Below are 17,985 nucleotides of genomic sequence, written 5' to 3'. Positions count from 1 at the left end.
AGGCTCCCGTTGGCTTTGTTCGCGACGATGAACAGCACTTGTTCACCGCGAACGAGCCCTGCCGCCTCACAGGCCGAAGGCGCCGCCTTCGATGAGGATGAGCAGGCCGATGGCGATGAGGACCAGAGGCAGCAGGATGTGCCCCCAGCGGGCGAGGGCCTTGGCGATGACGGGGCGAGTGGCGAAGAACCGTCCAGCGAAGCACCACACCGCCACCAGGACGAGGAACACCACGGCGTAGACGGCCATCCCGCCGGTGCCGGCGGTCGCGAGGACGGGGACGTAGACGCCGATGTTGTCGCCGCCGTTGGCGAAGGTGACCGCGGCGACCTCCAGCGGGCCGGGGCCGCCTTCCTTGGCCTGTGCTTCGCTTTCGTCCGTGCCGCCGTCCCGGTGGTCCTTCCACGACTGCCAAGCGGCCTTGAGACCGAGTGCGAGGGGCAGCAGGCCGAGGTAGGGGATGGCCGACCCGGGCAGGAAGGTGGCGCCGAACGCGGCAGCCACGGCCACGGCGAGGATCGCGGCGAAGCCCAGGTACTGGCCGAGCACGATGCGTCGGGTGGAGCCCGGGTACCCGGCTCCCTGGGCGAAGAACAGCGCCAGGATCAGGATGTCGTCGATGTTCGTGACGGCGAACAGCCCGGCGGCCTGCCCGATGATGCCCAGGTCCACGAGTGGATGCCCTCTCCTTCGGTACGGATGAACCCGGTGACGCTACCGGGCGCCCGCACCACCCCTCGCACGGGGCCGAAACCCAGTGCTGTCGCTCCTCGTGGACATCGAACACGACGCCGTCGAGGCGATGCGTCTCCTGCGGACGGTGTCAGTCCTCGCAGCCGCAGCTGTCGGAACAGCAGCCCCCCGCATTTCCCGGTGCCGCCCCTATAGGGATGAGGTCGCGGCCGGGCGGGAGGAGCCGCAGAGGGAGGGCGGCGGGTGCGACGGGGACGGTGGTGGCGGCGGCATGTCGTGCGACGGCCGCGCGCAGGGGCGCGTGCGCGGGCAGGTTCTTCCTGCGTCCGGCGCGGATGCCGTTGCCGATGACGAGGACTTCGGCGAGTTCGTGGCCGGCGACCACGGCGGCGAGCCCCAGTACACCGGTGCCGGCCAGCGGGACGAGGGCCAGCAGGATGCCGCCGGACAGCAGCAGGTTCTGGGTGAACACGCGGTGGGCCGCTCGCGCGTGGGCGAACGCGTCCGGCAGGCGCCGCAGGTCCTCGCCCATCAGGGCGGTATCAGCGGCCTCGATGGCCACGTCGCTCCCCATCGCTCCCATGGCGATGCCGGCATCGGCCGTGGCCAGTGCGGGCGCGTCGTTGATGCCGTCACCGACCATCGCGACCGGCCCCAGGGCCTGGAGCTCGGTGACGATACGGGCCTTGTCCTGCGGGAGGAGTTCTGCGCGTACGTCGTCGATGCCGGCCGCGGCGCCGATGGCGGCGGCGGTGCGGGCATTGTCGCCCGTGAGCATGACCACCTTGACGCCCTGCGCGCGTAGTGCCTTGACGGCCTCCGCCGCCTCGGGGCGGATCTCGTCGCGGACGGCGACCGCTCCCAGGAGCTTTCCGTCGCGTTCGACGAGGACGACGGTGGCTCCCTCGTCCTGAAGCCGCTGGACGTCGGGGGTCAGGGCGCCGGGGTCGACGAAACCGGGCTTGCCCAGACGGGCGTTGCGTCCGTCCACCATGCCTGTCAGACCGTTTCCCGGCACGGCCGCCACGTCTGTCCCGGGGGTCAGGGCCCGGTCGCCGGCTGCGGTGAGGACGGCTGCGGCGAGCGGGTGCTCGCTGCGGGCCTCCAGCGCGGCTGCCACGTCAAGGACGTGGGACCGGTCTGTGTCGTGCGTGGTGACGACGTCGATGACGACAGGTTCGTTGCGGGTGAGAGTGCCGGTCTTGTCGAGCGCGACCACCTTGACCTTTCCCAAAGCCTCGACGGCGGCACCCCCCTTGACCAGGATGCCTGCCTTGGACGCCGCGCCTATGGCCGCGACGACGGCCACGGGAACCGACAGGGCGAACGCGCACGGGGCGGCGGCGACGAGGACGACCAGGGACCGCCCGATCCACACCCCGGGGTCACCGAAGAGACTGCCCAGCCCCGCGACCAGCGCCGCGAGCACCAGCACGCCCGGCACAAGCGGCCTGGCGAACCCCTCGGCAAGTCGCTGGCTGGAGCCCTTGCGGTCCTGGGCCTCATGGACGATGTGCACGAGGCGCGCGAGCGAGTTGTCCTCGGCGGTCGCGGTGACGGTGATCTCCAGGGCTCCCGCACCGTTCACGCAACCGGCGAACACCTCGGCGCCCGGGCCCACCTCGACCGGCACGGACTCACCGGTCACCACCGAGGTGTCCAGCGCACTGCGCCCGGAGGACACGACGCCGTCGGTGGCGATCCGCTCACCGGGCTTGACGAGCAGGGTGTCGCCGACCCGCAGGTCGGACGGGGGAACCTCCGTCGTGACGCCGTGCCTGCGCATCACAGCAGTGGCCGGTACGAGGTCGAGCAGGGCGCGCAGTCCGTGCTGGGTGCGGGCGACGGCGTATCCCTCGAGGCCCTCGGCCACGGAGAACAGGAAGGCCAAGGTGGCCGCCTCCCCGTATTCGCCCGACACCACGGCGCCGACGGCGGCGATGGTCATCAGCAGGCCGACGCCGAGCACTCCGCGTACCAGCCCACGCAAGGTGCCGGGGACGAAGGTCGCCGCACCGACGACAAGGGCCGCCAGTTCGAGCGCCGTGTCCCAGGGTCCGGGAAGGAACAGCGCGGACAGCAGGAGGACGCCTGCCGCTGCGGCCGCTTGGAATTCGCGGACCTGCCGGACGGCGGCGGGGGCAGCCGCCGACTCCGCGGCGGAGGGAGTCCGTGTCGAAGTGTCGGTACCGCAGCACGCGTCAGCCATGCTTCCCTTCCTCAGGGTCGAGGGTCGCGGTGTTCTCGACATCGAGGCTGTCGTAGTCCTCGGGCGCGCACGCCGGCTCGACGGATTTCCCGGTGTCCACCAGCAGGACGAGCGCGGCCAGGTCGGCAAGGGCGTGGGCGAGTTTGGGATCGGCCAGCTCGTAGCGCACCCGGCGGCCGACCGCGACGGTCTTCACCAGTCCGCAGCCCCGCAAGCAGGACAGATGGTTCGACACGTTCCCTCGGGTCATGCCGAGCGACTCGGCGAGATCCGAAGGGTAGGCAGGGGCCTCGAGCAAGGCCAGCAGCAACCGCCGACGATTCTCATCGGCGAGTGCTGTACCGACACGGGCAAGCGCAGCCGCGTTCACGGCGACTGCTGGGGTTCTCGACTGGCTTGTCTGCACCACTCGACGGTACAGCCAATCCTGAATTAAGCACAGGGTGAATCAATGAGTACTCGGTCTCGCGGTGTGAGACCGCTGTGGGCCGTTCTGACAGGCCCGAAGCTGCAGGCCGGCCCAACTCGGCGTGAAGGACCCCCGTGCCACGGCACGACACGGTCACACACCGCCCGAAGCCGCCCACCCGTCACGGCAGGGACCGTTGCAGCACCAGGCCACGTCGACGAAGTCCGAAGCAGCAGGCCATTGCCGCACTGTCAGATCGGATTCCGCCCGTACCCACCCTCTCCCGACCATGTGCGAGAGGTGCGACGCCACAAGCGTCAGCGGTCGCACCTCTCCCACCTGTGCGACAGCGTTCCCGTCAGTCGCGCCACTCTTGCCTGCCCACGGCGCTGAGCCCTTGTTCCGAGCCGCTCGGACGGACGCGGTCTGCCTGTGCTCAGCGGTGATACCCCCCGTCGGTGGTATCACCCCCGAGATCGAGTCGTTCAGCCGCTAGAGGTTCTGTCTCATCGGGGCAGGACTCCGTTGAGGATGAGGTCGACGGTTCCGGTCATCTCCGCGGTGAGGTCGAAGGGTGCCGGCTCTTCGGCGGCCCATGCGGTGAGGATGACGTAGTACGACGAGGACAGGAGCAGCCCGACCCGGTCCGCGTTGACGGCCGGGTCGATCTCGCCTTTCTGTTGTGCCCCGCTGATGATGCCGGCGAACTCGACGGCGAGCGGCGACCGCTGCCAGATGTTCGTCGAGTGCACCGACCCGAGGATCACGGCCACGCTCTCCGGCCGGGACGCGTCGCTGAGCCGGCCCATCTCGGTGAAGTACCGCACCAGGATCTCCCGGGCGGACGAGTCCGGGCCTGCGGCGTAGGCGGCTTCGATGGCCTTCTCGCGGCGGCGGACGGCCCATTCCTGCAGGAAGGCGACCTTGCGGGGGAAGTGGTTGAAGACCGTGGTCCGGGCGACGTCCGCCCGCTCGGCGATGTCCTCCATCGTCGTTCCCTCATACGTCTTCTCGACGAACAGCGCCAGGGCGACGTCGTACAACTCGGCGCGGCGCCGCTCCCGTTGACGCGCGCGGCGGTCCTGCGGAGGCGATTCGGGGGCTGCTGAAGTTCCGTTCTTCATGATCGATATCTACTCTCTTCCCACTTGACAAGTGTACTCCAGTCCGTAACTGTACTCGAGTACAGACTTGAACCCGGAAGCAATGTTGGACCGGGAGGCAATCTTGTATCCGGATTCATCTCAATGCGCCAGGAGACGACTATGATCATGTCCCTCGACCAGCAGACCCACTACCTGACCGTCGACGGCGGTCGCATCGCGTACGAGGTGGCCGGTGACGGTCCGCTGGTGGTGCTCGCCCACGGCATGGGGCAGAGCCGCGCCGCCTACCGGTTCGTCGCGCCGCAGCTGGTCGCGGCCGGATACCGGGTCGCCGCGGTGGACCTGCGCGGCTGCGGCGAGTCGGCCGCGGCGTGGCCGTCGTACTCCCGTACCGACATCGCCGGCGACCTGCTCGCCCTGATCCGTCACCTCGGCGGCCCGGCGGTGCTGATCGGTCACTCCATCGCCGGGGGCGCCGCCACCATCGCTGCCGCTCAGGAGCCCGGCCTGATCACCGCAGTCGTCGAGATCGCGCCGTTCACCCGCGCCCAAGCCATGAAGCTCGGCGACCTCGGCAACAGGTCGTACCGCCGGGGCGCCTACCGGATGGCCGGCGCGATGCTGGGCAGCGTGACGCAGTGGCTCGGCTACCTCGACCACGCCTACCCGGACCGCAAGCCCGCCGACTGGACCGACCGGCAGGCCCGCATCGCGGCCGAACTGCGAGAGCCCGGCCGGATGAAGGCACTCCAGTCGATGCTCAAGACCTCACCGGCCGACGCCGGGGCGAAGCTCGCCGATGTGCGCTGCCCGGTGCTGATCGTCGAAGGCTCCCTCGACCCCGACTGGACCGACCCGCGGGCCGAGGGCGAGGCCATCGTCGCGGCGCTGCCCGCCGGGATCGGCCGGCTCGCGATGGTCGACGGCGCCGGTCACTACCCGCACGACCAGTTTCCCGAGCAGACCGCGGCTCTGATCACCTCGTTCCTGCAGGAGAACACCCGTGCCTGAGCTCACTGACGTCCCGGCCGCAACCACCGTGGACAACCCGCACGGGCCGAACGCCGATGACCGGGACTTCCATGGCGTGGTCACCGGCCGGCCCGCGGTCTGGCTGCGCGTCGAAGGTCTTGCCGTGGCCATCGCCGCACTGGTGCTCTTCGCCACGACCGACGAAGCATGGTGGCTGGTTCCCGCACTGTTCCTCGTGCCGGACCTGTCCTGGTTCGCCTACCTCGCCGGCCCGAAAGTCGGCGCCTGGGTCTACAACCTCATGCACACCGCGCCGCTGCCTCTCGCCCTGATCGTCGCGGGCACCACGTGGGAACAGAACTCACTGATCGTGGCCGGTGCCATCGGCCTCTTCCATCTCGGCTTCGACCGCGTCCTCAAGTACGGGGTCAAGTACGACCACAGTTTCATCGTCACCCACCTCGGCATCCACGGCCCCGACAAGCACCGGTAGACCAGGGCCGACCGCGCACCGGCGGGCGACAGACGTCAACGGAGTCCAGAACTGCCCCCCTGCGGAACCGCAGGGGGGCAGTTCTGGGAGCGGCTTCCGTGTACCTCTCGCCCGTACCGGCCTGGCGACGACGGGCCATCCGCGCATCGGTGGACTCTCCGGGTCTGTCCGGGCGGAGACCGAGAACGAGTGCCTCGTCTGTGGGGAGTCGGTGCACGCCGCGGACCTGCTCAGCGTGTGACGGTGAAGTACTGCCAGGCGCCCCAAGTGTCGAGGTTTCCGGTGTCCTTGCTGCTGTGGACATATTCGGCCCGCATCCGGAACCTGCTGTTGACCGCCTTGGTCAGGCCCAGCGTCGCGGAGGCGCCGCTCTTTGTGCTGAGCGTGTGGCATGTGGTGGTGCTCTGGGTGTGCCAGGCCCCTCCGTAGTACCGCTGGGTCTGGAATCGCACGCACTGGCCGGCCTTGCCGGGGGTGACCGTGACGTTCAGCTGTGCCTTGGCGGTGTGGTGGTACAGGCGGTACGTGATGCTGCCGCTGTGGGTGTTCCCGTAGGAGCCGCTCAGGGAATCGGACACCTTCGCGTGGACCGACGCGGTCCGGGTCGCCTTGGCCGGGGCGTAGCGGTAGTCACCGGCAAAGGACGCCGTGAAGGTGGTCTTTCGGATGATCTTGTAGCCGGCGGCCAGGTTGCCGTGGCTGTCCACCGTGCCGGTTTTGATGAGCGTCCTCTTGCCGCCGTAGGGCTGGGCGTAGAGGGCAACGATGCGGCCGTTGTAGGTCGTGCCCAGGTGGGATGTGATCTTCGCGGTCGCCCCGTAGGCGTACAACGAGGCGTTGGCCGTGACGGTGAGCGCGGTGGCGGCGCGTGAGACCTGGACGCTGGTGGAGGCGGTCGACGCCTGGTGAGTGGCGTCACCCGGGTAGGTCACGGTGTAGGTGTTGATGCCTCCGACCTGCGGGACGTCGGCGATGCCGAAGGTGCCGTCCGCGGAGAGCGGTACATCGGGCAGCGCCGTGCCGCTGGGGTGGGCCTGATCGCTCTTGGTGACGTGAACGATCTCGCCGGCCGGGTAGGGGCTCGCCGACAGCTGTCCGGTGATGAGCAGTCGGGTTCCTCGGCCGCTTTTCGCCGGGCCGGTCAGGCCGAGGGTGGTGGGGCTCGCCGGCGGGAGCTGCCACGGCACCGAGAACTCGTAGCCACCCGCCGGCGAACGGTTCCCGGCCTTGTCGACCGCGATGACGCCGAGGCTGTAGGCGCCCCAGCCCAGTGCCACCGTCAGGCTGCCGTTGCCTTCGGCGTCGACCGGGACACTGTGGGCGCCGATGCCGGGCTCGCTGCCGAAGGCGTACTCGAAGTGGTCCAGGCCGCTCGCCCGGCAGTCCGGAGTGCCTGCCTCGGCGCATCCGGTGGGCAAGGGGTCGGCAGGTGCGCTGAAGAAGAACGTCGTGGGCTGCCCGTCGGCCTTCGTGGGCGTTCCGGGGCTCCCCACAGGCGGGAAGTCGGGGTTGGTGACCACCGGGGTGAGGGGCATGCCCGCGTCCACCCTGAAGTAGCAGGGCTCGGTCGGGTTCGAGTACGCCGTCCCGTCGTACGTCGACGCGTGCCAGCCGTACGTGTGCCCGTCCGCCAACGGCAGGGGTACGTACACGGATTGGGAGAGGATCGGCAGCGCGGCGACGGATCCGTCGGCCGCCTGTGATCCGTCCGCGTCCCAGGCGTGGACAACTCCCTGGTAGGACACCCCGTTCATAGTGGGCCGCGGTATGCCGATGGTGACGCTCATGCCCTGGGGGAGGGTGGGAGTGCCCTTCCAGACGGGGTTGTCGTCGCTGCCGCAGACAGTGCCGGACGGCACCGTGGGCATCGGCAGTCCCGCATCGATCGGGGTTTCGTCGGCGGCCGCTGCCGTCGGAAGCGCTGCCACGAACGCGCCGGCCATCACGAGCGCGAGCCAGCCGCGCCGGTGCGCGGTTCGATTCACGGATGTCATCCCCTCCGGGCGTCGCCGCCCGTACGACAGTGTCGAGTCCCCGCGAACAGGGAACGGTGCCGAGGGAATCGGCGGAGGGCACGACGAATACCGCAGCGGTATGCGTCTCCCCACGCACGCCTTTTTGCCGTTCCCGCGGCCGCGGTACTGGACCGCGAGGACCGGACGCTAACACCGCGTCGGATGCACTCGACGTTCCTTGATCAACTGTTTACTGCGTGCACAGACGGATGAAGCGGGTCTCCCCGGTGGCGCGAGCCGGTCTCGTTGCGTCCCTCGCATCGGTGGGCTCCCTCGCGTGGGCGATCACGATGTGATGCCCGCCACAGGAGGCCCTTCCGCGGCGGCGGTTCGTGCACCTGACGGGTCGTTCCCCGCGCGGGGCCGCCGGGCCGCCCGGGCCGCGGTCACGTGACGCACGCCACGCGGGTGGTGGCGCGGGAAGTGCGGGCCGCCGACAACCTCGTCGGGGGCCGGACGTCTGGCAAGTCGGGAGCGACAGCAGAGCCTCCCGAACCGACGACCGAGGAACGCGATGCCCCTCACCCGATCCCGCCCCGCCGGCAGGGCCTGCGGCCATGTCGCCGTACTGGCCGCCGTCACGCTGGCCGCGCTGGCCGGCCTCACCGCCTGCGGCGGCACGGCGGATCCGTCCGCCGAACGCCAGGTGGCCTCCCTGCCCGCGTCCGACGCCCCCGCGCCCCCCGCCGGCGACGCCGACGGCACCGGCACCGGCACGGAGACCCAGGCCGGCACCGGCGACGCCGGGCCTCCGCAGATGCGGCTGGACGACACCGACGAGCGCCGCAACCGTCTCATCCGGGCCTGGGACGACTGCCTCGTCGCCCACGGCGCCCAGACCGGCGGCCCGGGACCCGCCGGCCCCGTACGGGAAGGGCAGCCCCTGAACCTCGTCGAGCCGATCCCGGACAGCGCGAAAAGACCCTGCGCCGGCAAACTGCCGCTCGGCCCCAAGGAGGAGAACCCCGCGCTCAACCCCCACTACCGGGAGAACGCCCAGGCACGCGTGCAGTGCCTGCGTGCCAAGGGGGTCATGGTGCACCTCGTGAAGGACACCAGCGTCTACCCGAACGGCCTGGGCTACACGTACGACGACGACTACGTCGAGAACGACCCCGTGGGCGAGTCCGCGATCGAGCACGCGTGTGAACTGGAAGCCTTCAGTGGCAAGAAGTGACGTCGCGCGCGGTGCGCGAAGGCGGCCCGGCCGCCGCAGGACGGTGGCCGTGGTCTCGGCCCTGGTCGCCGCGGCCGGGCTGGCCGCCGGCGGATACGCCGTCACCTCCGGGACGCACGCACGCGGCGACTCCCCGGCGCGGGCGGCCTCCGCCGCCACCGCCACGGTGGTCAGGACCGACCTGTCCGACAGCAGGACGCACCGCGGTGTCCTCGGCTTCGGATCCGGCATCACCGTCAAGGGCGCCGGCAGCGGCACGGTCACCGAGCTCCCCTCCACGGGATCCACGGTCAAGCGCGGCCGGCAGCTGTACGCGGTCGACGACCGGCCGGTGATGGTCTTCTACGGCAGCACGCCGCTGTTCCGCACCCTGGACAAGCCGACGCTGCGGGGCCGGGACGTGACCGTCGTCGCCGACAACATGGAGGCCCTCGGCTACGACATCGGTCCCCGGACGAACTCCACCGCCTCGGGGCCCTACACGGGCGGCAGCCTCGTGGACCGCACCGGCGACGTCTGGACCCCCACGCTGGCGGCCGCGGTCAAGCGGTGGCAGAAGCGGGTCGGCATGACCCCGACCGGGCGGCTGGAGGTGGGGCAGATCGTGGTGCTGCCCGGGCCGGTCCGGGTGGGGGCGGTGACGGCCCAGCTCGGGGATCCCGTCGCCGGTCCACTGATGACGGTCACCCGTACCACCAAGGCCGTCAGCGTGCCGGTCCCGGCGACCGACACCGACGGCATCACCAAGGGCGCGCATGTGACCATCACGCTCCCGGACTCCCACGAGATCCCGGGAACCGTCACCGCGATCAGCCAGTCCGTGCAGGGAGGCGGCGACTCGCCCGTGGGCGAGAACACCCCGCCCACCCTGGACGTCACCGTCGCTCCCTCGGTCCTGCCGAAGTACGACACAGCGAACGTGGAGGTCCGGTTCACCTCCGTGGCCCGCAAGCACGTCCTGGCCGTTCCCGTCGGCGCGTTGGTCGCCCTCAGCGGGGGCGGCTACGCCGTGCAGCGGACCGACGGCGGCTACCTCGCGGTGACCACGGGGCTCTACGCGAGCGGCATGGTGGAGATCAGCGGGAACGGCCTGACCGAGGGGCTGCGGGTGGTGACAGCCTCATGAGCCGGGGCCGCCGCCGGGCCGGACACGCGGTCCCCGGCACCGGTACCGACCTCGCGCGGCCGGCCGCGGCGCTCCCCCCTTCGGACCGCACCGTGCTGAGGGTCGACGGCGCGAGCAAGGTCTACGCCGGCGGGGTCCGCGCCCTGGACGACGTCTCGCTGACCATCGACCGGGGTGAACTGCTCGCCATCGTCGGCCCGTCGGGCTCGGGGAAGTCCACCCTGCTCAATCTCATGGGCACGCTCGACCTGCCCAGCAGCGGCACGGTGGAGATCGCGGGCCGGAACGCGGCCGAACTCCGCGACCGGCAGCTGTCGGTGCTGCGGGGACGGTGGCTGGGCTTCGTCTTCCAGCAGTTCCACCTCACCGACGGGCTCTCGGCGGCCGAGAACGTCGCCACCGGTCTGCTCTACGCCGGCGTGGCCCGGCGCCGGCGCAGGCCGCTCGCCGTCGAAGCACTCGGCCGGGTCGGGCTGTCGCACCGGGTGGACCATCTGCCGCACCAGCTCAGCGGGGGCGAGAAGCAGCGGGTGGCCATCGCCCGCGCCCTGGTCAACACGCCGGCGCTGGTGCTGGCCGACGAACCCACCGGCGCGCTCGACACCGCCAACGGGCAGGCGGTCCTGGACCTGCTGGTCAGACTCAACGACGAAGGCACCACCATCACCGTCATCACCCACGACCGCGACATCGCCGCCCGGCTGCCGCGGCGGGTGGAGATCCGCGACGGCCGCATCGTCCGCGACACCCGTGCGGAAGGAACCCCATGACCAGCCCACCGGAGGACCGGTACATCCGCGCGGTGCGACTGCCGCCCGGCGACTTCCTGCGCCTGGGGTTCCTGGGCATCCGCATCCGTGTCATGCGGGCGGCGCTGTCCGCGCTGGGCATCTCCATCGGCATCGCCACCGTGATCGTCGTGACGGGCATCCCGGCGTCGAGCCAGCGGCACCTGCTCGACGAGCTCAACGCTCTCGGGCCCAACCTCCTCCAGGCGCAGGCCGTTCCCCAGCCGGGGGAGGAGTCGGCGCCGCTGCCCGAGGAGGCGGTGGCGATGGCCCGCCGGGTCGGCCCCGTGACGTCGGTCAGCGAGGTGGCCAACACCCATGCGCAGGTGCGGCGTTCGGACCGGGCCCCCTCGGACGCGGGCATCGGCATCACGGTACTGGCGAGCCACGAGGACCTGTTGCGGACGATCCACGCCACGGTCCGCTCCGGACGGTTCCTCAGCCGGGACTCCGACCGCTTCCCCACCGCCGTCCTGGGCGACCAGGCCGCGGCGTGGCTCGGCATCACCCGTCTGGAACCCCGCGGGCCCGTCCCGCTGGTCTTCGTCGGCGGGCAGTCGTTCACGGTGACCGGCATCCTCGCCCCGATGCCGCTCACCCCGGAGCTCGACCAGTCCGTGCTGGTCGGATGGGGGGCGGCCCGCACGTACCTGGGCTTCGACAACCACCCCACCGTGGTCTACGTGGAGGCGAGGGACGACGCGGTGGAGGCCGTACGCGCCGTGCTGCCCGCCACCCTCGACCCGCAGACGCCGGAACTGGTGCAGGTCAGCCGGCCCTCGGACGTCCTGGCCGCCAAGAAGGCGACCCAGAACACCTTCTCCTCGCTCTTCCTCGGACTGGCGGGGGTGGCCCTGCTGGTCGGCGGCATCGGCGTGGCCAACACGATGTTCATCTCGGTCCTGGAACGCCGCAAGGAGATCGGCCTGCGCCGGGCGCTCGGCGCCAACAAGGGCCAGATCCGGGGCCAGTTCCTCATGGAGGCGGTGATGCTGTCGGCCCTGGGCGGCATCGCGGGCACCGTGCTCGGCGCACTGGCCGCGATCGGCTACAGCCTCCACCAGGGCTGGCCGCCCGTGGTGCCGCTGCCCGTCGTCACGAGCGGCGTCGCGGGCGCCGTGGTCGTGGGCGTGCTCGCGGGCGTCTACCCCTCGGTCCGGGCCTCCCGGCTGCCCCCGACGGAGGCGCTCGCGCTCTGAGGCGCAGGGGGATCGCGGCGCGGGCCCGCACCAGGGGTCGGTTCCCGGTGCGGGCCCGCGCCGCGGCGGTCAGCGCTGGGTGGTCCGTGCGGCCTGCTCGATGATGCGGGTGACGGCGCCGGGCCGGGAGACCGAGACGGCGTGGGAGGCCTTGATCTCGGTGGTGTGCGAGTGGGCGCGCTCGGCCATGAAGCGCTGGGCGGCCGGCGGGATGTTCTTGTCCTCGGTGGTGATCAGGTTCCAGGAGGGGACGGTCTTCCACGCGGCCCAGGTGGCCTTCTCCTCCAGGGCCGAGGCGGCGACGGGGCGCTGGGTGGCGGCCATCAGGTCGGTGACCCGGGTGGGGACGTCGGCGGCGAACTGGTCGTGGAACTTGTCGGCCTTGATGTAGAGGTCGGTACCGGTGCTGCCGTCGGGGAGCGGGAAGGACACGGGGTTCAGGGCGTCGCCGAGGGTGCTGCCCGGGAACTTGTTGGACAGTTCGAGCGCGCTCTCGCCCTTGTCGGGGGCGAAGGCGGCTATGTAGACCAGCGCCTTGACGTTCGGGTCGCCCGCGGCGGCCTCGCTGATCACGGCGCCGCCGTACGAGTGGCCGGCCAGCACGACCGGGCCCTTGACGCTCTTGAGGAAGCCGGCCAGGTACTGCGCGTCGCTGTCCAGGCCGCGCAGCGGGTTGGCGGGTGCCACCACGGGATAGCCGTCGCGCTTCAGGCGCGCGATCACGTCGTTCCAGCTCGACGAGTCCGCGAACGCGCCGTGCACGAGCACCACCGTCGGCTTCTTCTCCTCCGCGCGGTGCTCCGGCGCGGCGTGGGCCTGCGCCGTGACGGCGAGGGAGGCGGCCGCCACTCCCGCGGCGGCGGCCACCGCGGCGGCGGACTTGCGGGTGGGGCGGACGACGGACTTCGCGTTCATGGGGATCTCCTTCGGTGGCAGGGGTGATCGTCACGGGCGTTGCCGTCCGGGGCGACGACAAGAAATCTAGCGCGCGTTTCTCTCGTGCACAAGTTAAATGGGTGCGAGTTTGTCGTGCTCGCTATGATGGTGGACGGAAGGAAGCGGACCGACGAACTCAAGGAAGCTCAGGAAAGGGGACGCCGTCATGAGCGACGACCGCCACGTGCCCGGGGCCGGCCGGCCAGCGCCGCTGCTGGACGAGCACCTCTGCTTCACCCTGTACGCGGCCTCGCGGGCCGTCACCGGTGCCTACCGGCCGCTGCTCGACCCGCTGGGACTGACCTACCCCCAGTACCTCGTCCTGGTCGCCCTCGGGGAGCACGGCACCGCGACCGTCAAGGAACTGGTCGCCGCCCTGCAACTGGACTACGGCACCGTCACCCCGCTGATCAAGCGCCTCGAAGCCAACGGCCTGCTCAAGCGGGAACGCCGGGCCGACGACGAACGCGTGGTCGAGGTCGCGCTCACCCCGCAGGGCGTCACCGTGCACCAGCACATCGCGAGCGTCCCGCCCGCCATCGGGGAGGCCATGGGGCTGACCCCCGAGGAGATCGCCACCACGCAGGAGCTCGTCCGCCGCATCACCGTCAACGTCAACCGCCACAACGCCGGCGTCCAACCGGCGGAGCCCGCCTGACCGTCGGCCCCGGACGGCTCCGTACGACGGCCGTCCTTGTCCCGTCCCCGGTGAAGGGGACGGGACAAGGACGGGCCGCGGACCGTCAGAACATGGAGAGGTACTCCTCCACCGCCTTCACCTTGAAGGGCCCCTTCACGTCGACGAGGCCGCCGGGAACGTCCTTCTCCGGCTTCAGGATGTAGCTCGCGGTGGCGCTCGGCCGCCACGGGTCGGAGAAGTCCAGCGCCGGGCCCATACCGGGGTCGAAGCCGGTCAGCTTGCGGTGGGCGGCGATGATGCCCTCCCGGCTGAGGTCCTTGTCGGCGCAGGCCTCCTTCAGGTCCTGGACGGCGACCGCCATCGTGTTGTGGCCGTTCTCCACGCCCTGGTCCAGCGGCTGGCCGGGGTACTGCTTCCTGTAGTCCGCCACCAGCTTCTCGATCTGGGGCGCGTGGTTGGTCAGCGCGGGGGTCGGGGCGACCAGGTGCAGCATGCTCAGCACCGCCGGGGCTGCGGGGCTCTCGAGCATCTGCGGGTGGAAGCCGGCGGCGCTGGACAGGAACGGCACCACCAGGCCCTGCGCGGCGGCGCTCCCGACCGCCGAGGCGGTCTGCTGGGGGCTCGCGGTGATCAGGACCGCCTTGACGCCGGCGTCGGCGAGGTCGTGCACCTGCGGGCTCAGGTCCTGCTGGTCCTCGGAGAGCTCCCGGGTGACCAGGTTCAGCCGCTTCTCGTGGGCGACGAACTTCGCCCCGCGCAGGGCGTTGTGCCCGTAGTCGCCCTTCAGGTAGAGGTAGCCGACCTTGTCCCCGCGCTTCAGGCCGTACGTGCCGGCCGCCCAGTCCAGGCCGTTGATCATGTCGATGTCGTAGGTGGCGCTGATGGTCTGCAGGGTGGGCTGGCCCAGGAGCGTCGAGGAGTAGCCCAGCGCCATGGTCATGACCTCGTCGGTCCCGATGTCGGCCATCAGGGCGTTGATGATGGACGAGCCGAGCAGGCCGGGCATCGCCGCGATCGACGGCTCCATCTTCATGTACTGGACGACGGCCTTGTCCACGCTGTAGCCGTGGTCGCGGACGATCAGCTTCAGCCTGCGGCCGCACACGCCGCCCGAGGCGTTCACCCCGTCCACGTACAGCCGCTCGGCCTGAAGCACCGAGCGGCCCAGCGGGGCGTACGGGCCGGACAGATCGGTGAGGACGCCCAGCTGGATGGTGCTCGGGGTGATACCGGGACCGATGGCCGTCCCGGTCCTGTCGACCGGACCGTCGTCGGGCTTCGGCGCGGCCTCCAGGGTGCCGCAGCCGGACAGCAGGGTGACGAGGGCGGCCGCGAGGGCAACGGCGGAACCGAGGGGTTTCCGGGTCACGGGGGGTGCTCCTTGAGGGGACGGGCGCCGGCGCCGACGCCGCCGGGAGAGCTCGGGACGAGCCGCTCGACCGGAGCCTCCATGGGAAGAGATCCCGCGGCGGCCGGGCGAGGGGCGGGACCGTTTCTGGTGGCGGTTCCCAACGACGGCGGTGCCCGGCTGTGCGGCGCCACCGCCGGGGGCCGGGGACCGGCGGGTCCCGCGCGGTCGACAGCGTGTTCGGCGACCTGCGGAGATCCCTGGTGACCTGCGGAGATCCCCGTCGGAATGGGTAAGGGTTGCGTCGGTTGCCTACCGGCCCCGGTCGCGCGGCGGGTAGAAACGCGTGACGCCCCCGGACCGCCGCTCCCCGGGCACCGGGAGGAGAACGGATGACCGCCCCTGCGCCGACACGCCCCGCACCCGACGCGGACGGCCTCGAGCACGCCGAACTGCTGCGGTCGGCGGCGCGCGAGGTCCGCAAGCGGGTCGTGCCGCTCGCCGACCGGATCGTCGACCGCATACGCGAACGGCACCCGGCCTACCGGGAGCCGGGGCTCGTGCCGCCCGGGTTCCGGGAGGAGGCGGGAGGCGCCGTCGCCGCGGTGCTGGACGCGCTCGCCGACCCGGCGCACACCATGGTGTCCGCCGAGTACCAGTCCTGGGTGGGCGAGCGCAGGGCCTGGCAGGACTTCCCGCTCCGTTCGATGATCGGCGCCTACCGCACCGGCGGCGACGAGCTGTGGCTGTCCCTGGTGCGCGCCGGTGAGGGCCGCGGGCCGCGCGGAACCCAGCTGATGGCCCGCGCCGCGGCGGAGGTCTGGGACCTGTTCGAACGCGACAGCCGGCTGATGGCGGACGCCCACGGCCGGGCCCGCACCGAGGCGACCCACCACCGGCAGCGCGGACGCCGCGCGCTGGAGGCGCTGCTGGCCGGGCGGGTGGGCCCGCACGACGTCGCGGAAACAGCGCGGGCACTGGACCTCCCGGAGACCGGCCGTTTCGCGGTCGCCGTCGTACGCAACACCTCGCGCCGCCCGCGGCCGGGCCCGGCGCGCAGCGGCACCCCCGCCGGGGTGCGGGTGCGCCGCGCCTTCCCGCTGGGCGGCGAGATGCTCCTGGCCGAACTGGGCGAGCTGCCGGTCGGCGCGTTCGCGTCGGCGCTCGGCGTGCCGGACGGGGCCCGGGCCGGGCTGAGCCCCCAGGTGGCGCGGCTCGCCGACGCCGGGCACGCCCGGGACCTCGCGGAACTCGCCCTGCGCACCTGCACCCGCGACGGCGAGGTGGCGCTCCTCGACCGGCGCTGGCCGGCCGCCCTGCTCGCCCGCCGTCCCGAGGTGGCGGCCGAGGTCGCCTCCGGCGTGCTGGGCGGACTGCACGCGGTCGACCCGGGCGAGCGGACCGTCCTGCTGGAGACGCTGGAGACCTGGCTGGACTCCGACGGCTCCGTCGAGCGGGCCGCGGCCGCCCTCTTCTGCCACCCCAACACCCTGCGGCGGCGGCTGCGGCGGCTCGAGCGGCTCACCGGCCGCTCGCCGTCCCGGCCGCACGACGTCGTGCACCTGGCGCTCGCCCTCGACGCCGAACGCATCGCCCCCGCCGCCGGAGGGACCCCGCGGTGAGCGTCCGCACCGAGGAGGCGGCCGCCGCGCGGGACGAGGCGGCGGCCAGCGCGCTGCTGCGGGCGGCGGCGCTGCGCATGCGGGGACGGGTGGACGAGCTGGCGGCGCGGGTCACGGCACGGCTGCGCACCGAGGTCCCCGGCTTCATGGACCACGCGGGCAACCCCGACTGCTCGCCCGAGGGCTTCGCGACGATCATCCGGATGCACCTGGACCGGCTCGTGGACTCGGGCTGCGACGTCGCCGCCGCCCTGCACATGGGCATGGTGGGACGCCGCCAGGCCGCCCTGGGGATGCCGCCGGAACTGCTGCTGCACGTACTGTCCGTGGGCGGCGCGGTCCTGTGGCAGGAACTCGTGGACACCGTCGCCGCCCACGACCCCGACCGGCTGTCCCTCATGGTCCGCGTCGCCCCGCGGATGTGGGGGTTCAGGGAACGCAACGCCGCGATCCTGGCCGAGGCCTACCGCGAGACGTCCGACGACGGCACGGCCGCGGACGGGCCGCCGGCCGCGACGCTGCTGGCCGCGCTCCTGGAGGGCCGCTCGGACGGGATGGGCGTGCGCGCCGTGGCGCAGGCCCTCGGCGTCCCCGTGGACGGGCGCTTCGCGGTGGCCGCGACCACGGCACGGACCGCCGTCCGTACGGCTGTTCCCGCCGCCGCGTCCGGCACCGGCGGGCGGCTGCTGCGGGTGCCGCGGGAGGGGGCGGGCGAGTACCTCGTCGTGCTGCTGGGGGAGCGGCAGCCGCCGACCGCGTTCACCACGTTCGCCGCGTTCCTGCGGACGGTGCCGGGGCTGCGCGCGGGGGTCGGGCCGGTCGTGACGGGCCTGTCGGAGCTGCACCGCTCCCGGGCGCTGGCCGAACTGGCGCTGCCCGCCTGCACGGCCGACGGGGAGGTGGTGCTCTGGGAGGAGCGCATCCCGGACGCCCTCGTCGCCTCGGACCGGCCGTTCGCCGGTGAGCTGGCCGACCGGGTGCTCGGTCCGCTGCGGGACCTGCCGGACGGCGAACGGGACTGCCTGCTGGGCACGTTCGCGGCGTGGATGGACTGCGGCGGATCGCCGCGCGCCGCCGCGGAGCACATGGACTGCCACCGCAACACCGTCCTCAACCGGCTGCACCGCCTCGAACTGCTCACGGGGCGGCGGCTCACCCACCCCCGGGACCTGGTGGACCTGACGCTGGCCCTGGACGCGCTCCGTACGGACGCCGCCTGAGCGGCCCGGGCGGGTGACAGGTTCTCGCTCCG

16 protein-coding genes are annotated in these 17,985 nt (G+C 72.0%); 9 read left to right on the top strand and 7 right to left on the bottom strand.

Going from position 1 to position 17,985, the window contains the following annotated elements:
- Window positions 1-66 precede the first annotated feature (66 nt).
- From ACIP9H_RS26745 to ACIP9H_RS26730, 4 genes are all read right to left on the bottom strand, one after another.
- The gene (locus ACIP9H_RS26745; protein ID WP_401588356.1) at window positions 67-672 is read right to left on the bottom strand and encodes a cadmium resistance transporter; all 606 of its coding nucleotides are present in this window, start codon (window positions 670-672) and stop codon (window positions 67-69) included.
- A 151-nt stretch (window positions 673-823) separates the two neighbouring features.
- Window positions 824-2,902: a heavy metal translocating P-type ATPase gene (locus tag ACIP9H_RS26740; RefSeq protein WP_401961208.1), complete on the bottom strand. Its 2,079-nt coding sequence runs from the start codon at window positions 2,900-2,902 to the stop codon at window positions 824-826.
- Window positions 2,895-3,308: an ArsR/SmtB family transcription factor gene (locus ACIP9H_RS26735; protein ID WP_401588361.1), complete on the bottom strand. Its 414-nt coding sequence runs from the start codon at window positions 3,306-3,308 to the stop codon at window positions 2,895-2,897. Before ACIP9H_RS26735 ends, ACIP9H_RS26740 begins: the two co-directional genes overlap by 8 nt.
- Before the next feature lie 509 nt (window positions 3,309-3,817).
- Entirely contained in the window at window positions 3,818-4,435 is a 618-nt protein-coding gene (locus ACIP9H_RS26730) for a TetR/AcrR family transcriptional regulator (protein WP_401961205.1), read from the bottom strand.
- A 141-nt stretch (window positions 4,436-4,576) separates the two neighbouring features.
- On the opposite strand from ACIP9H_RS26730, the gene ACIP9H_RS26725 reads away from it, so the two are divergent.
- Together ACIP9H_RS26725 and ACIP9H_RS26720 are read left to right on the top strand one after the other, a co-directional pair.
- Window positions 4,577-5,428: an alpha/beta fold hydrolase gene (locus ACIP9H_RS26725; RefSeq protein ID WP_401588366.1), complete on the top strand. Its 852-nt coding sequence runs from the start codon at window positions 4,577-4,579 to the stop codon at window positions 5,426-5,428.
- Window positions 5,421-5,882 (top strand): DUF4260 domain-containing protein, encoded by a 462-nt coding sequence (locus tag ACIP9H_RS26720; RefSeq protein WP_401588369.1) that lies wholly within the window; start codon window positions 5,421-5,423, stop codon window positions 5,880-5,882. Before ACIP9H_RS26725 ends, ACIP9H_RS26720 begins: the two co-directional genes overlap by 8 nt.
- Before the next feature lie 230 nt (window positions 5,883-6,112).
- On the opposite strand, the gene ACIP9H_RS26715 is transcribed toward ACIP9H_RS26720, so the two are convergent.
- Window positions 6,113-7,867 (bottom strand): hypothetical protein, encoded by a 1,755-nt coding sequence (locus tag ACIP9H_RS26715; RefSeq protein WP_401588371.1) that lies wholly within the window; start codon window positions 7,865-7,867, stop codon window positions 6,113-6,115.
- A gap of 544 nt (window positions 7,868-8,411) precedes the next feature.
- Here ACIP9H_RS26715 and ACIP9H_RS26710 point away from each other — a divergent pair.
- From ACIP9H_RS26710 to ACIP9H_RS26695, 4 genes are read left to right on the top strand one after another with little or no spacing between them, the layout of a single operon-like run.
- Window positions 8,412-9,074 (top strand): hypothetical protein, encoded by a 663-nt coding sequence (locus tag ACIP9H_RS26710; RefSeq protein ID WP_401961200.1) that lies wholly within the window; start codon window positions 8,412-8,414, stop codon window positions 9,072-9,074.
- Window positions 9,061-10,200: a hypothetical protein gene (locus tag ACIP9H_RS26705; RefSeq protein ID WP_401961198.1), complete on the top strand. Its 1,140-nt coding sequence runs from the start codon at window positions 9,061-9,063 to the stop codon at window positions 10,198-10,200. The genes ACIP9H_RS26710 and ACIP9H_RS26705 overlap by 14 nt, the downstream gene beginning before the upstream one ends.
- The gene (locus tag ACIP9H_RS26700) at window positions 10,197-10,970 is read left to right on the top strand and encodes an ABC transporter ATP-binding protein (RefSeq protein ID WP_401588379.1); all 774 of its coding nucleotides are present in this window, start codon (window positions 10,197-10,199) and stop codon (window positions 10,968-10,970) included. The genes ACIP9H_RS26705 and ACIP9H_RS26700 overlap by 4 nt, the downstream gene beginning before the upstream one ends.
- On the top strand, window positions 10,967-12,187 hold the full coding sequence (locus ACIP9H_RS26695; RefSeq protein WP_401961195.1) for an ABC transporter permease: 1,221 nt from the start codon (window positions 10,967-10,969) through the stop codon (window positions 12,185-12,187). The genes ACIP9H_RS26700 and ACIP9H_RS26695 overlap by 4 nt, the downstream gene beginning before the upstream one ends.
- Before the next feature lie 69 nt (window positions 12,188-12,256).
- On the opposite strand, the gene ACIP9H_RS26690 is transcribed toward ACIP9H_RS26695, so the two are convergent.
- On the bottom strand, window positions 12,257-13,102 hold the full coding sequence (locus ACIP9H_RS26690; protein ID WP_401961193.1) for an alpha/beta fold hydrolase: 846 nt from the start codon (window positions 13,100-13,102) through the stop codon (window positions 12,257-12,259).
- A 187-nt stretch (window positions 13,103-13,289) separates the two neighbouring features.
- Here ACIP9H_RS26690 and ACIP9H_RS26685 point away from each other — a divergent pair, with 187 nt between their 5' ends.
- Entirely contained in the window at window positions 13,290-13,781 is a 492-nt protein-coding gene (locus ACIP9H_RS26685; protein ID WP_401588388.1) for a MarR family winged helix-turn-helix transcriptional regulator, read from the top strand.
- Between the two features lie 85 nt (window positions 13,782-13,866).
- On the opposite strand, the gene ACIP9H_RS26680 is transcribed toward ACIP9H_RS26685, so the two are convergent.
- Window positions 13,867-15,132: an ABC transporter substrate-binding protein gene (locus ACIP9H_RS26680; protein ID WP_401588390.1), complete on the bottom strand. Its 1,266-nt coding sequence runs from the start codon at window positions 15,130-15,132 to the stop codon at window positions 13,867-13,869.
- A gap of 371 nt (window positions 15,133-15,503) precedes the next feature.
- Between ACIP9H_RS26680 and ACIP9H_RS26675 the strand changes: the two genes are divergently transcribed.
- Window positions 15,504-16,733: a PucR family transcriptional regulator gene (locus ACIP9H_RS26675; RefSeq protein ID WP_401961190.1), complete on the top strand. Its 1,230-nt coding sequence runs from the start codon at window positions 15,504-15,506 to the stop codon at window positions 16,731-16,733.
- Window positions 16,730-17,953, top strand: coding sequence for a PucR family transcriptional regulator (locus ACIP9H_RS26670; RefSeq protein ID WP_401961187.1), 1,224 nt, complete (start codon window positions 16,730-16,732; stop codon window positions 17,951-17,953). Before ACIP9H_RS26675 ends, ACIP9H_RS26670 begins: the two co-directional genes overlap by 4 nt.
- The last annotated feature ends 32 nt before the right edge of the window (window positions 17,954-17,985 follow it).

The sequence above is a fragment of the Streptomyces sp. NPDC088732 genome (assembly GCF_044751205.1).
Classification (GTDB): Bacteria; Actinomycetota; Actinomycetes; order Streptomycetales; family Streptomycetaceae; genus Actinacidiphila.
Note: the sequence above shows the minus strand (reverse complement) of the source record. Positions and strands in the feature narration are given on the sequence as shown.

Coding starts and splice junctions, on each gene's coding strand:
- ACIP9H_RS26690 (WP_401961193.1), bottom strand. CDS start 13,102: ATGAACGCGAAGTCCGTCGTCCGCCCCACCCGCAAGTCCGCCGCCGCG.
- ACIP9H_RS26685 (WP_401588388.1), top strand. CDS start 13,290: ATGAGCGACGACCGCCACGTGCCCGGGGCCGGCCGGCCAGCGCCGCTG.
- ACIP9H_RS26725 (WP_401588366.1), top strand. CDS start 4,577: ATGATCATGTCCCTCGACCAGCAGACCCACTACCTGACCGTCGACGGC.
- ACIP9H_RS26730 (WP_401961205.1), bottom strand. CDS start 4,435: ATGAAGAACGGAACTTCAGCAGCCCCCGAATCGCCTCCGCAGGACCGC.
- ACIP9H_RS26710 (WP_401961200.1), top strand. CDS start 8,412: ATGCCCCTCACCCGATCCCGCCCCGCCGGCAGGGCCTGCGGCCATGTC.
- ACIP9H_RS26695 (WP_401961195.1), top strand. CDS start 10,967: ATGACCAGCCCACCGGAGGACCGGTACATCCGCGCGGTGCGACTGCCG.
- ACIP9H_RS26675 (WP_401961190.1), top strand. CDS start 15,504: ATGACCGCCCCTGCGCCGACACGCCCCGCACCCGACGCGGACGGCCTC.
- ACIP9H_RS26740 (WP_401961208.1), bottom strand. CDS start 2,902: ATGGCTGACGCGTGCTGCGGTACCGACACTTCGACACGGACTCCCTCC.
- ACIP9H_RS26700 (WP_401588379.1), top strand. CDS start 10,197: ATGAGCCGGGGCCGCCGCCGGGCCGGACACGCGGTCCCCGGCACCGGT.